This is a genomic window from Escherichia sp. XD33, assembly GCF_019375075.1.
Lineage (GTDB): Bacteria > Pseudomonadota > Gammaproteobacteria > Enterobacterales > Enterobacteriaceae > Enterobacter > Enterobacter flexneri_A.
The window spans coordinates 110785-124883 of the sequence record NZ_JAENDM010000006.1; the positions used below are offsets into that span (position 1 = coordinate 110785).

The 14099-nt window shown below is 53.1% G+C and carries 14 protein-coding genes; 6 read left to right on the plus strand and 8 right to left on the minus strand.

Going from position 1 to position 14099, the window contains the following annotated elements:
• The first annotated feature begins 44 nt into the window (after positions 1–44).
• Genes K0778_RS05995 through K0778_RS06020 form a run of 6 tightly spaced genes read left to right on the plus strand, consistent with a single transcriptional unit; the run spans position 45 to position 6086 of the window.
• Entirely contained in the window at positions 45–1208 is a 1164-nt protein-coding gene (locus tag K0778_RS05995) for a YhfX family PLP-dependent enzyme (RefSeq protein WP_063084821.1), read from the plus strand.
• Entirely contained in the window at positions 1208–2434 is a 1227-nt protein-coding gene (locus K0778_RS06000; protein WP_000090611.1) for a phosphopentomutase, read from the plus strand. Before K0778_RS05995 ends, K0778_RS06000 begins: the two co-directional genes overlap by 1 nt.
• Positions 2431–3309: a phosphotriesterase-related protein gene (locus K0778_RS06005; RefSeq protein WP_000007010.1), complete on the plus strand. Its 879-nt coding sequence runs from the start codon at positions 2431–2433 to the stop codon at positions 3307–3309. The genes K0778_RS06000 and K0778_RS06005 overlap by 4 nt, the downstream gene beginning before the upstream one ends.
• Positions 3310–3319: 10 nt before the next feature.
• Complete coding sequence (locus K0778_RS06010) at positions 3320–3673, plus strand: DUF2620 domain-containing protein (protein ID WP_000719728.1); 354 nt, start codon at positions 3320–3322, stop codon at positions 3671–3673.
• An 11-nt stretch (positions 3674–3684) separates the two neighbouring features.
• Positions 3685–4989 (plus strand): YhfT family protein, encoded by a 1305-nt coding sequence (locus tag K0778_RS06015; protein WP_000366862.1) that lies wholly within the window; start codon positions 3685–3687, stop codon positions 4987–4989.
• Between the two features lie 11 nt (positions 4990–5000).
• Positions 5001–6086 (plus strand): aminotransferase class I/II-fold pyridoxal phosphate-dependent enzyme, encoded by a 1086-nt coding sequence (locus tag K0778_RS06020; protein ID WP_000847144.1) that lies wholly within the window; start codon positions 5001–5003, stop codon positions 6084–6086.
• Positions 6087–6237: 151 nt separating this feature from the next.
• Here K0778_RS06020 and frlR read toward each other — a convergent pair whose 3' ends face one another.
• The 8 genes from frlR to nirC form a co-directional block, all read right to left on the minus strand.
• Positions 6238–6969: a DNA-binding transcriptional regulator FrlR gene (gene frlR, locus K0778_RS06025; RefSeq protein WP_001276847.1), complete on the minus strand. Its 732-nt coding sequence runs from the start codon at positions 6967–6969 to the stop codon at positions 6238–6240.
• 99 nt (positions 6970–7068) lie between these two features.
• Complete coding sequence (gene frlD / locus K0778_RS06030; RefSeq protein WP_063084822.1) at positions 7069–7854, minus strand: fructoselysine 6-kinase; 786 nt, start codon at positions 7852–7854, stop codon at positions 7069–7071.
• On the minus strand, positions 7851–8681 hold the full coding sequence (gene frlC / locus K0778_RS06035; RefSeq protein ID WP_000847837.1) for a fructoselysine 3-epimerase: 831 nt from the start codon (positions 8679–8681) through the stop codon (positions 7851–7853). The genes frlD and frlC overlap by 4 nt, the downstream gene beginning before the upstream one ends.
• Positions 8682–8730: 49 nt before the next feature.
• Positions 8731–9753 (minus strand): fructoselysine 6-phosphate deglycase, encoded by a 1023-nt coding sequence (gene frlB, locus K0778_RS06040; protein WP_001295163.1) that lies wholly within the window; start codon positions 9751–9753, stop codon positions 8731–8733.
• 20 nt (positions 9754–9773) lie between these two features.
• Positions 9774–11111 carry a fructoselysine/psicoselysine transporter gene (gene frlA / locus K0778_RS06045; RefSeq protein ID WP_000535505.1) on the minus strand — a complete coding sequence of 446 codons (1338 nt, stop codon included), beginning with the start codon at positions 11109–11111 and terminating at the stop codon, positions 9774–9776.
• A gap of 294 nt (positions 11112–11405) precedes the next feature.
• Positions 11406–11573 carry a YhfL family protein gene (locus tag K0778_RS06050; RefSeq protein WP_001031834.1) on the minus strand — a complete coding sequence of 56 codons (168 nt, stop codon included), beginning with the start codon at positions 11571–11573 and terminating at the stop codon, positions 11406–11408.
• Between the two features lie 246 nt (positions 11574–11819).
• Positions 11820–13193, minus strand: a complete 1374-nt coding sequence (cysG, locus tag K0778_RS06055; protein WP_000349855.1) for a siroheme synthase CysG — start codon at positions 13191–13193, stop codon at positions 11820–11822.
• Positions 13194–13211: 18 nt separating this feature from the next.
• Positions 13212–14018, minus strand: a complete 807-nt coding sequence (gene nirC, locus K0778_RS06060; protein WP_000493556.1) for a nitrite transporter NirC — start codon at positions 14016–14018, stop codon at positions 13212–13214.
• Positions 14019–14099 lie beyond the last annotated feature (81 nt).

The window sequence follows — 14099 nt, forward strand, 5'->3', positions numbered from 1 at the left end:
AAAAAATGAATATTTAATTCAAGGAACAGAAACGAGGCAACAAGATGTTTGTAGAAGCATTGAAACGCCAGAACCCGGCGCTGATTTCCGCCGCACTAAGCCTGTGGCAGCAGGGCAAGATCGCCCCGGACAGCTGGGTGATCGACGTGGATCAGATACTGGAAAACGGTAAGCGGCTGATTGAGACGGCGCGGCTTTACGGCATTGAACTGTATCTGATGACCAAGCAGTTTGGTCGTAATCCGTGGCTGGCGGAAAAATTGCTGGCATTAGGCTACAGCGGCATTGTGGCGGTGGATTACAAAGAGGCGCGAGTCATGCGCCGCGCTGGTTTGCCTGTGGCGCATCAGGGGCATCTGGTACAAATCCCTTGTCATCAGGTTGCTGACGCCGTTGAACAGGGCACCGACGTCATCACCGTGTTTACTCTCGACAAAGCGCGGGAAGTTTCTGCGGCGGTGGTGAAGGCCGGGCGAATCCAGTCTGTGCTGCTTAAAGTTTATAGCGACGATGATTTTCTTTATCCGGGCCAGGAGAGCGGTTTTGCCCTCAAGGTGTTGCCGGAGATTGTCGCCGAAATCCAGAATCTGCCAGGGCTGCATTTAGCCGGACTTACCCATTTCCCTTGCCTGCTTTGGGATGAGGCTGTCGGAAAAGTTTTGCCGACACCGAATCTTCACACGCTGATACAGGCACGGGATCAACTGGCGAAATCTGGTATTGCACTTGAGCAACTGAACGCGCCTTCAGCGACCAGCTGCACTTCGCTGCCATTACTGGCGCAATACGGTGTGACTCATGCCGAACCCGGTCATGCGCTGACGGGCACTATTCCGGCAAACCAGCAGGGCGATCAGCCTGAACGTATCGCGATGCTCTGGTTAAGTGAAATCTCCCATCATTTCCGTGGCGACAGCTACTGCTACGGCGGCGGTTACTATCGTCGTGGTCATGCGCAACATGCGTTGGTGTTTACGCCAGAAAATCAAAAGATTACTGAAACCAATCTCAAAACTGTGGATGACAGCAGTATCGACTACACCCTGCCGCTGGCAGGCGAGTTTCCGGTAAGCAGTGCAGTGGTGCTCTGTTTTCGCACGCAGATTTTTGTCACCCGTAGCGATGTGGTGCTGGTGTCCGGTATTCATCGTGGCGAACCGGAAATCGTCGGTCGTTATGACAGTCTTGGAAACTCTCTGGGGGCGTAATGGCGCGATTTGTGGTGTTAGTGATTGATAGCTTTGGCGTAGGGGCAATGAAAGATGTCACGCTGGTGCGTCCGCAAGATGCGGGAGCGAATACATGTGGTCACATCCTGAGCCAGTTGCCGCATTTGCAGCTACCAACGCTGGAGAAGCTGGGGCTAATCAACGCATTGGGTTATGCGCCAGGCGATATGCAGCCGTCAGATTCCGCAACCTGGGGCGTGGCAGAGCTGCAACATGAAGGTGGCGATACCTTTATGGGGCATCAGGAAATTTTAGGCACGCGCCCGTTACCGCCGCTGCGGATGCCTTTTCGCGATGTGATTGACCGTGTTGAGCAGGCATTAGTTTCCGCTGGCTGGCAGGTGGAGCGCCGTGGCGATGATCTGCAATTTCTGTGGGTCAATCAGGCGGTTGCGATTGGCGATAATCTCGAGGCGGATTTAGGCCAGGTCTATAACATTACCGCCAATCTCTCTGTGATCTCTTTTGACGACGCAATCAAAATTGGTCGTATCGTGCGTGAGCAGGTACAGGTCGGTCGGGTCATTACATTTGGTGGCCTGTTAACCGACAGTCAACGCATTCTCGATGCCGCAGAAAGCAAAGAAGGGCGCTTTATTGGTATCAATGCGCCGCGTTCTGGCGCTTATGACAACGGTTTCCAGGTCGTGCATATGGGCTATGGCGTCGATGAAAAAGTGCAGGTGCCACAAAAACTGTATGAAGCAGGCGTGCCAACCGTGCTGGTGGGTAAGGTGGCAGATATCGTCAACAATCCTTATGGCGTGAGCTGGCAAAATCTGGTGGATAGCCAGCGGATTATGGATATCACCCTCAACGAATTTAACACCCATCCGACGGCGTTTATTTGCACCAACATTCAGGAAACCGACCTCGCTGGTCATGCAGAAGACGTCGCACGTTATGCCGAACGTTTGCAGGTCGTTGACCGTAACCTTGCCCGGCTTGTTGAGGCGATGCAGCCAGATGATTGCCTGGTCGTGATGGCGGATCACGGCAACGATCCGACCATTGGTCACAGCCACCATACCCGCGAAGTGGTGCCAGTGCTGGTTTATCAGCAAGGGATGATCGCTACGCAGCTCGGTGTGCGCACCACGCTTTCTGATGTGGGGGCTACCGTGTGTGAATTTTTCCGCGCGCCACCGCCACAAAATGGTCGCTCTTTTCTTTCCTCCCTCCGGTTTGCAGGAGACACCCTATGAGTTTTGATCCGACGGGTTACACCCTCGCCCATGAGCATCTGCATATTGATCTCTCCGGCTTTAAAAACAACGTGGACTGCCGCCTTGATCAGTATGCGTTCATTTGCCAGGAGATGAACGACCTGATGACCCGGGGCGTGCGTAATGTGATTGAGATGACCAACCGTTACATGGGGCGCAATGCGCAATTTATGCTTGATGTAATGCGCGAGACGGGGATCAACGTGGTGGCCTGTACCGGTTATTACCAGGACGCGTTTTTCCCGGAACATGTGGCGACCCGCAGCGTGCAGGAACTGGCGCAGGAGATGGTCGATGAAATTGAACAGGGTATCGATGGCACGGAGCTGAAAGCCGGGATCATCGCGGAGATCGGCACCAGCGAAGGAAAGATTACGCCGCTGGAAGAGAAGGTATTTATTGCCGCTGCGCTGGCGCATAACCAGACCGGACGCCCGATCTCCACGCATACGTCGTTCAGCACGATGGGGCTGGAGCAACTGGCGTTGCTACAAGCCCACGGGGTTGATCTTTCGCGCGTCACCGTTGGTCACTGCGATCTGAAAGACAACCTCGACAACATTTTGAAGATGATCGATCTCGGCGCGTACGTGCAGTTCGACACCATCGGCAAGAACAGTTACTACCCGGACGAAAAGCGTATTGCGATGCTTCATGCGCTACGCGACCGTGGGTTGCTGAACCGCGTCATGCTGTCGATGGATATTACGCGCCGCTCCCATTTAAAAGCCAACGGTGGTTATGGCTATGACTATTTACTAACCACCTTTATTCCGCAATTGCGCCAGTCAGGATTCAGTCAGGCCGATGTGGATGTGATGTTACGTGAAAATCCCTCTCAATTTTTCCAATAAGGACAGACTCATGAAAAAGATTGGCGTTGCAGGCTTACAGCGTGAGCAGATTAAAAAAACTATTGAAGCGACGGCTCCTGGCTGTTTTGAAGTTTTCATTCACAACGACATGGAAGCGGCAATGAAGGTGAAATCCGGGCAACTGGATTATTACATCGGCGCGTGTAATACCGGTGCGGGCGCGGCATTGTCGATTGCCATCGCGGTGATAGGCTATAACAAAAGTTGCACCATTGCCAAACCAGGCATTAAAGCGAAAGACGAGCATATCGCCAAAATGATCGCTGAAGGAAAAGTGGCGTTTGGCCTTTCCGTTGAGCACGTCGAACACGCGATTCCGATGCTGATTAACCATCTGAAATAAAAGGCACGACTATGGATCTGTATATTCAGATTATCGTGGTGGCGTGCCTGACGGGTATGACATCGCTTCTGGCGCATCGCTCGGCGGCTGTTTTTCATGACGGCATCCGCCCGATCCTGCCGCAACTGATTGAAGGCTATATGAACCGTCGCGAGGCGGGGAGTATCGCTTTTGGTCTGAGCATTGGTTTTGTGGCCTCGGTGGGGATCTCTTTTACCCTGAAAACCGGGCTGCTCAACGCATGGTTACTCTTTCTTCCTACCGATATCCTCGGCGTCCTGGCGATAAACAGCCTGATGGCGTTTGGTCTTGGCGCTATCTGGGGCGTGTTGATCCTTACTTGCCTGTTGCCAGTAAACCAGCTGCTGACCGCGCTGCCGGTGGATGTATTAGGTAGCCTGGGGGAATTAAGCTCGCCGGTGGTTTCAGCTTTTGCACTGTTCCCGCTGGTGGCGATTTTCTACCAGTTTGGCTGGAAGCAAAGTCTGATCGCCGCCGTGGTGGTACTGATGACCCGTGTGGTAGTCGTGCGCTATTTCCCACATCTTAACCCTGAATCCATCGAAATCTTTATTGGCATGGTGATGCTGCTGGGGATCGCGATAACTCACGACCTGCGTCATCGTGATGAAAATGACATTGATGCCAGCGGGCTTTCGGTGTTTGAAGAACGCACGTCACGGATTATCAAAAACTTACCCTATATCGCCATCGTGGGAGCATTGATTGCCGCCGTTGCCAGCATGAAGATTTTTGCTGGCAGTGAAGTGTCGATCTTCACACTGGAGAAAGCATATTCCGCAGGCGTAACGCCGGAACAATCGCAAACGCTGATTAATCAGGCGGCTCTGGCAGAATTTATGCGCGGACTGGGGTTTGTGCCGTTGATTGCCACCACCGCGTTAGCAACGGGTGTGTATGCAGTTGCGGGCTTTACCTTTGTTTATGCGGTGGGCTATCTCTCGCCGAATCCGATGGTTGCAGCGGTATTAGGCGCAGTGGTTATTTCGGCGGAAGTCTTGCTGCTTCGTTCGATCGGCAAATGGCTGGGACGCTACCCGTCGGTGCGTAATGCGTCGGATAACATCCGTAACGCCATGAATATGCTGATGGAAGTGGCGCTGCTGGTCGGTTCGATTTTCGCAGCAATTAAGATGGCGGGTTATACCGGATTCTCTATCGCGGTTGCCATTTACTTCCTCAACGAATCCCTGGGCCGTCCGGTACAGAAAATGGCGGCACCGGTCGTGGCAGTAATGATCACCGGTATTCTGCTGAATGTTCTTTACTGGCTTGGCCTGTTCGTTCCGGCTTAAGGAAGGCACCTATGAAGACGTTTCCTCTGCAAAGCCTGACGATTATTGAGGCGCAGCAAAAGCAGTTTGCGCTGGTGGATAGCATTTGTCGCCATTTCCCCGGCAGCGAGTTTCTTACTGGCGGTGATTTAGGCTTAACGCCAGGACTGAATCAACCGCGCGTTACCCAGCGTGTGGAACAGGTGCTGGCTGATGCATTTCACGCACAGGCTGCGGCGCTGGTGCAGGGCGCGGGGACTGGCGCGATTCGCGCCGGGCTGGCGGCTTTGCTCAAACCGGGGCAGCGTCTTCTGGTGCATGACGCGCCTGTTTACCCGACGACACGGGTTATTATTGAGCAGATGGGGCTGACGCTTATTACTGTTGATTTCAATGACCTGTCGGCACTGAAGCAGGTCGTCGACGAGCAACAACCGGATGCGGCGCTGGTGCAGCATACGCGCCAGCAGCCGCAGGACAGCTACGTGCTGGCAGATGTGCTGGCAACGTTGCGCGCGGCAGGTGTTCCAGCGTTAACCGATGACAACTATGCGGTGATGAAGGTGGCTCGAATCGGCTGTGAATGCGGCGCGAATGTCTCGACATTTTCCTGCTTCAAGCTATTTGGGCCAGAGGGTGTTGGTGCAGTGGTCGGCGATGCTGATGTTATCAACCGTATTCGCGCCACGCTTTACTCCGGCGGTAGCCAGATCCAGGGCGCACAGGCGCTGGAAGTATTGCGTGGTCTGGTGTTTGCGCCAGTGATGCACGCGGTGCAGGCAGGGGTATCTGAACGGTTGCTGGCTTTGCTTAACGGTGGTGCGGTGCCGGAAGTGAAAAGCGCGGTGATTGCTAATGCGCAGTCGAAGGTGTTGATTGTCGAGTTTCATCAGCCGATTGCCGCCAGAGTGCTGGAAGAGGCGCAAAAGCGCGGTGCCTTGCCTTACCCGGTGGGTGCAGAGTCGAAATATGAAATCCCGCCGCTCTTTTATCGCCTTTCCGGAACGTTTCGCCAGGCGAATCCACAATCAGAACATTGTGCGATTCGCATTAACCCGAATCGCAGCGGTGAAGAGACGGTGCTGCGGATTTTGCGTGAGAGTATTGCCAGTATTTAATGCTGGATAGCACCGTCAAGCTAAATTCCGTACTGAACGGTCCCCTCGCCCCTTTGGGGAGAGGGTTAGGGTGAGGGGAACGTACGGGATGTAAAATTCAACGCGCCAGCATCGCCGGATGCGATGCTGGCGCATCTTATCCGGCCTACGGTTAATGTCTTTTATTATCAATAGTTAAGGTGATGCGATTGGCGCGGCAGAAGAGTTCGGAGACGTGCACCGGTTTGTCATTCTGATCAAAGGCGATTTTGCTGATGCGAAACAACGGTTCGCCCAGTTCGCATTTCAGCCATTTTGCCTGCGGGCGGGTGGCGGCAAAGATATCGATGGTCTTTTTGTCGCTGACCACTCGCGTGTCAAAACGCTCCTGAAATAACTGATAGGTGGAGCTTCCTTCGACGTAAATCTCATCAAAGTCAGGATAACGCGACAGCGGGATCCATGAACTATCAATAAACAGCGGCTCTTTATCGAGATACATCACCCGGCAGAGATGGAACACTTCGCTGTTTCCGGGGATGTTCAGCTTTTCGCAAAACGGCGCGGCGCTGACCCGTTCCTGTTCGATCACTTTCTCTTTCGTCGCCTTGCCTTGTGAGACGCCAAAATCGGTAAAACCACTGACAGTAAGCAGGGCGTTTTCAACTTTCTGGCTTTGTACAAAGGTGCCTTTTCCCTGCCAGCGGATCAGTACGCCGTCTGCCACTAAGTCGCTGATGGCTTTGCGAATGGTAATGCGGCTGACGTTATATTGTGTACAAAGCTCGTTTTCGGTAGGGATCTGTTGCCCGGCCTGGTAAACCCCCTGCGCGATATCATCCAGCAGTCGCTGGCGGACGGTAGCGTAGAGGAGTTGATGAGAGTAGCGGTCCGTAGCTGACATAATCGACCCTGAAATAAAGAATGAATTACTCGGATTATAGGGTCGTTTTCCGGCAAGTAACAGCACGTTGGCGTGAAGATGCTCACGCCAACGTTATACCTACCAGGCACCGTGGTACTGAATGGTTTTCGCCGCGCACGCCGTTCCCTGCGCTATCGCCTGCGGTAATGTCATCCCCGCAGACCAGCCGCAAAGGAATCCGGCAATGAACGAATCTCCGGCACCCATGGTGTCGATAACCGTCACCGGTTCAGGAGCCTGACGCCAGAACTGCGCGCCATCCCAGGCAATGCTGCCGTTTTCACCCAGCGTGACAATCACTGTTCCTGCGCCACGGGCAACAATCGCTTTCATCTTCAGACGCAGCGTTTCGTCTTCTTGCGGTGCGAAGGCAAAGGCAAAATCGAGATGCGGCACCAGTGTCTGCCAGAGCGGGCTGTCCCACTTGTCGGAGAAGTCGAAAGCGGTAAGTTTGCCCGCAGCGTGCAGCTGTGGGAATGCGTCTTCCGCATGTCCCCAGATTGCCGCGTGCACAATGTCATACTGCGCCAGCCAGGCGTAATCCTCTTCACTCAGGGCAAAGTCGGCCATCACGCCTTCGGTGTAGTCGCCAAAAACGCGATCATTGTCGTGCAGTTCCACCTGAGTTTGTGCGGTAACGCCGTGTTTCGTATGGACATGGCTGATATCGACGCCCATGCGGGCGAGATCCTGCTTCAGCTTTGTGCCGTAGTCATCGTCACCCACCCAGGTAATGCATCCCGGCTGTATGCCGTAGCGAGTGCAGTACACCGCCACATTGACCGCATTACCGCCAGAAAACGCTTTATTCAGTTGCGGGTAGATATCGACGCAGTTATCGCCGATTGTCGCCAGGGTTTTCATCTCTCATCCTCCGGCAGCAGCGCGCGAAAGCGTTCCAGCGCCTGGCGGGCATAGAGTCTGGGCTCGTTCATATACATCGTCACCAGCTCCACCGTACAGTAACCCTCATAGCCCCGCTCAATAATATCGCGCATCAGTTCCCGCAGCGGCATTTTGCCTTCTCCAGGAATGTAATGCGTGTCGCTGGCCCCGTCGCTGTCGACAATATGCAGATGACGTAATTTATCGCCCAGTTTGTCGAAATAACTCATCACCGGTTCCGCCTGGACATACGGCGCGCAAATGTCGACCATGCTGAACAGGCGCGGCGAAGGCACCAGCGCCAGCGCATGAAGCACATCATTAGCATTACACACGACGTTCGATTCATACGGCGTTAACGGTTCGAGGATTAGATCCATGCCGATGTTTTCCGCGTACTCACACAGTTCGCTTAGGTTCTCTGCCAGCCGTCCCCAGATAACATTAGGTGGCGTGAGATAGCCCGCGTGGGCCGCGGAAATCAGCGTATAACCCGCGTTCATCTCTTTTGCCATATCCATCGCCAGCTTGATCATGTCGAGGCTTTCGCGACGCATATGTTCATCGCCCAGCATCATGTTATACGGATAGCCGTTGGTTTCTGGCGTATAGCCGATAATCGGCATCTGATACGTCTGCGCCAGCGCCTTGATTTGTTTGATGCCGCCCGCTTTTAAGTCCGGCGCGAACGCGTGCGGGCGACCGCCCCAAATTTCGATGCCGTCGTAACCCAGCTCGCTTGCATCACGAAATGCGTGTTCAATAGGCAGCCGCTGGTGGCCGCAGGTAAACATACCTGTTTTCATCGGGTAACTCCTTGCGTAAATCCGGCCCGTTGCCGGGCCGGGAGAGGGATTAATATTCCACCAGACCACCGTAATAGCGGCGTTCATCCGGGTTGTGATCTTTGTAAATAGACAGGTAGTAGCAGAGCCACTCCATTGGCACGAACATCAGGAACGGTGCCAGCCACGGGTGCAGCCCTTGCGAAATTTCGGCGTAATCGATGACGATCACGTTGTCAGTACGCTGTTTAACAAAGTTAATGGCGCGTTCGGTGGTGTGGCGACTTTCATCATTGCCGAGCAGGAACAGGAACGGAACGCCCGGTTCGACAATCTCCAGCGGGCCATGGCGGAACTCTCCGCTCTCAATCACGCAGCCGTGCGTCCAGGTAAATTCCATCAGCGTTACAATGCCTTCTTTGTAACCCAGCGGACGCAGCGGACCCGCAGCAACGGTATAAATCATCGGCCACTGGCTGGCCAGTTCACCAAGCTGGCGGCCTTTTTCTTCCCAGGTGCGTACCAGATGACCGAGCGCATTCGGCAACTGCTTGAGATCGTTTTTGATCTTGCCGATTTCCGCGTTCGGCGCGAGGCGGGTGATCATCTCCAGCACCACGCTGTAGCAGAGCAGCAGGTGAATTTCCCAGATACAGTCGGCCTGATAATCAATGCTAAATTCCGCCGCCGAGGTAATCGGGCTATCCGCGCGTTTGGTGAACGCCGCAGTGAGTGCGCCGCAGGCCCGGCCCAGCTCCAGCGCTTTGATTACCTCTTCGGTTTTACCGTAGTCAGAAACGCCAATTACTGCGCAACGATCGTCGAGGCGATACGGGGTGTTATCGCAGAACTCCCAGCCGGAAATGGCGTAGACCTGAAGATCGGAAAAGCGATCCGCCAGATGTTTCGCCGTTTGCGCCGCGTTGAGTGGCGATCCGCAGGCAACGAAATAAATACGATCAATGTCGCGCTTCACCATCTCTTCCACGATGGCGTGCACCAGCGGAACGTCATGGCTGAGAACTTTTTCCACTTCCTGAACCATATTTTCGGTGACCAGAAAGTCCACGGTGCTTTTATCAATATCCAACATTTTATTTTCTCCAGATAACATTACGACAAAGCGTTGAGCTGGCGGCTACGCTTCGCCCAGAAGGCGTAAGCAGGCAGACCAGTAGCAATAACGATGACGGCGCAGATAAGGCCGGGAATCGGTGCCCAGACAAAGGTTGAGGCGACCAGAATGAGGCTTGACGCAATGGCGAGGGTGGTCATCAGCCCGAAAGCCGGAGTACGCCACAGCGGTTTGTAATCGTCGCGTTTACGACACCAGATGATGGAGCCGAAGGTGAGGGTATTTTTGAAACACATCACCAGGGTGAAATAACCCAGCAGGCTGGTGAGATCGGAAACGAAGATGAAGAAGATCCCCAGCGCCCCTTGCAGGATGATGGAGACATCCGGCGTGTTGTATTTCGGATGCACATGGCCGAAGCATTTAAAGAACAGGTTGTCTTTCGCCATCGCGTATTCCAGCCGCGGCTGGTACATCACGCAGCTGGAAAGCGAACCAAGAATGACGATCATCGCCGTGATGGCAACAAAGATCCCAGCGGTGCTGCCGAGTGCGGGGATCCAGGTCAGGGCGTCGGAAATCGGCGTTTCAGAATTGGCGAGTTTGTCGAAGGGCATCAGGCCGGAAATCACCAGCGCCAGCAGGGTGTAGAGCACCAGAACCAGCAGACAGGAACCAATCAGCGCTCGTGGCATGGTTTTTCCGGGGTTTTTAATTTCGCCGGTCATATAACAGATAGAGGCCATGCCGGTATACGACCAACTGGTGGCAGAGATCCCCGCCAGCAGCGCCATAAAGCTGCCCGTTGCGCCAATCGCAGTGGTGGTAGGGGCGGCAAAATTCTCCGCTTTAAACCAGAAGATCCCAAGGCCAATGACGATAGTGAACGGGATAATTTTGGCGATGGTAATTAGCGTCTGAAACGCTGCGCCGCCTTCAACGGAGCGCAGGTGTAGCAACATAAAGGCGATAATTAATCCGGCGGCGATAAATTTACCGAGCAACGGATCGATAGGCGTTAAAAAGCCAAGATTGCTGACAATCGCCAGCGCCATAATCGACAATGACGGCGCATCGTTGGCCCAGAAGCTGGCCCAGCCGGAGAGGAAAGCCAGCGGTCGGCTTCCGGCATTTTTCAGATAAACATAATCTGCGCCATTTTCCGGATAAGCGGTGGATAGTTCCGCATAGACGCACATTTGCGGGATCACAATTAACCCGCCAATGACAAACGCGAGCACCGTAAGCCACGGCGTGCCCGCTGCTTTTGCCACTTCACCCACAGATACAAAAATACCGGAGCCGACGGTTGTCCCGACGGCGATTGCAAGAACGGCCCAAAATCCGAGCTTGCGTTGGAGTTCCTGGCTTCCCATAGCGATACCTTTTTCTTGTCCAATACGTTGTAGGGGAGAGTTTGCAGTCATTTAAAAGGTAACATGACAATACATGATGAATATAACAACATATGATGTTATGTAATGTGGAGGAAGATCACAAAATTTCGCACAGGATCGCGCTGTGGCTAATGGATGTAGTTATCAAATTGAATTTAAAGTGAAAATATTTTTACGGGCGGGGGCAAGAAGGACATAGAAACAAATACGCCCTCGGAAAATCCAGAGGGCGTCGGGCAATTAAACCGGTGTTAGCCGATTTCTGTCAGAGACTTACTGTGCAGTAGGACCGCAACCGCCAATGATTTTAGAAATAGAAATTGCCGGGTGCAGCAGGTAGTCGTAAGAGCAGTTCTTATCACGGTTTTCAATATGACCAGTACATGCAGTTAACGTAGCCAGTACTGCACCTACCAGTGCAACTTTAATAAATTTGTTCATTTACATTCCCTATGTATTATATATTAATTAATATTCATTGATTATATGAATATAAGCAGACTGCTCGTTAAGAACGATACAGGAATATTTAATTGGCGTCAGTGAGCGAATGACTTAATTTTGTAAGTCGCTGTAACGGTGAATATAACCCATTAGCAGATAATATTTATTAAGGGGCTATGTTTTATTTGCTGAATATATAAAAAGAGTCATTAAGAAGGCCAGAATTCTCTGGCCCGGGTTAAATTAATGGTTGGAGAACCAGTTCAGTTTATCGCGCAGGCCAACAACCCGACCAATAATAATTAGCGATGGACTGTTCATTTGCTGCGCCAGTTCTCCCAGCTGTGTGAGCGTACCGTCAATCACGCGCTGCGTGACTGCCGTACCGTTTTCGACAATTGCCACCGGCATTTCGCCTGGCATTCCGTGTTCAATCAGCTTTTGCTGAATAGTCGCGGCCTGATTCAACCCCATATAGAACACCAGCGTCTGTTTTTCTGCCGCCAGGTTTTCCCAGTCCAGCTCGCCACCGGTTTTTAAGTGTCCGGTAATTAAGCGTACGCTCTGGGCATAATCGCGATGCGTGAGTGGAATACCCGAATAGGCAGAGCAACCAGAAGCTGCGGTAATACCCGGAACCACCGAGAACGGAATACCCGCGTTGCACAGTGTTTCCAGCTCTTCGCCACCACGGCCAAAAATAAACGGATCGCCACCTTTCAGCCGCACCACGCGTTTGCCTTTTTGCGCTTCCCGCAGCAGGATCTGGTTAATCTCTTCCTGGGGTACGCAGTGGTATCCCGCGCGTTTGCCGACGAAAACACGGTCCGCATCGCGGCGTACCAGATTCATAATATCGTCAGAAACCAGACGGTCGTAGACCACCACATCTGCCTGCTGAATTTGTTGCAGTCCTTTCAGTGTCAGCAGCCCGGCATCGCCCGGACCTGCACCAACCAGCACCACTTCACCGCGATGGTCGAGCGGTTCGTTGATTAACTGTTCGGTCGTTTCAGTAATGGCTTTCTGATCGTTGTTTGCCAGCGACTGCGCCAGGCGGTCGTTAACGAACAATTTCTCCCAGAAACGGCGACGCTCACCCATCGTGGCGAACTGTTGTTTCACTCGCCCGCGTAATTGCCCGGCGTATTTCGCTACCTGGCCCAGATGTAACGGCAGCAGTGATTCAAGTTTTTCGCGCAACAGGCGTGCCAGAACCGGAGAGGTGCCGCCAGAGGAGACCGCTACCATGAGCGGTGAGCGGTCAATAATCGACGGCATAATAAAGCTGGCGGCTTTCGGCGCATCGACCACGTTACAGAAGATGCGACGAGCTTCAGCGGCTTCGCTGACGCGCTGGTTAAGCGCGTCATCATCCGTCGCTGCAATCGCCAGCCAGCAGGTGTCGAGAAGGCTTTCATCAAATGGCCCTTCGACGAGGGTTAACATGCCTGCATCTGCCCATGCGGTGAACTGTGGAATAAACGCTAATGCATTCACCGTTAAGCGAGCGCCTGCGTCTAACAGCAACCTTGCTTTGCGTTCCGCGACATCACCACCGCCGACAATCAGACAGTCGCGATCGCGTAATTGGCAAAATATAGGCAAATGATCCACGTAAAAACCCCTTAGTAATTAACCGGCAGCCGTTTCAGTTTGATTAAATTTGTCCGCAACCGGACGATTCGCTTTCGGCGTAGCATACCAATAACCCAATCCCATGAATACGGCACCTGATAAAGTATTACCCAGCGTCACCCACAGCAGGTTATGACCAATACCCGCCAGCGTGTAGGCTTCGCTGTGGTTGCCGAACCAGGAGAGCGCGAACAGCGTCATGTTAGCGATAGAGTGCTCGTAGCCGGACGCGATAAATGCCAGCAGACACCACCAGATAGCGATAAATTTCGCCGCCCCTTCAGTGCGCAGCGCCATCCAGATTGCCAGGCAAACCAGCCAGTTACACAATGCACCTTTGAAGAAGAGTACCATTGCCGGTGCAGTGGTTTTAGCCAGCGCGACGGAGTGAACGATGCTGGTATCTACCGGCAGCAGGCTACCGCCGCCCCAGCTATAGAGCATGGCAACGAAGACGGAACCGACCAGGTTACCCAGCCAGGTTTGCGGCAGGATTGCCCACATTTGCCCGTGGCTGATGCTGCCCGCTTTTACCCCAAAGGTGAGGAACATGGTGTGTCCGGTGAACAGTTCAGAACCGGCGATAATCACCAGCGTTAAGGCGATACCAAAGGTCGCGCCCATCACCAAAGGGCGTACGGATGGATCGAGCAAATTACCGAGCGTGAAAATCAGGATGATCCCAAGACCCACATACGCGCCCGCCATGGCGGAGCTGACCCAAAAGCCGAGCGGGTTATTTGCCGACAGGCGTGCAATGCGCGCAGCGTTAGCCGCACACTTATTAATAGTGTCTGTAAACATTTGATTATCCTTTAAAAAATAAAAACAAAAAATAAAACAAAAAGTTTAAAAAATGTCCTGCAATATACCGAAGATTATTAC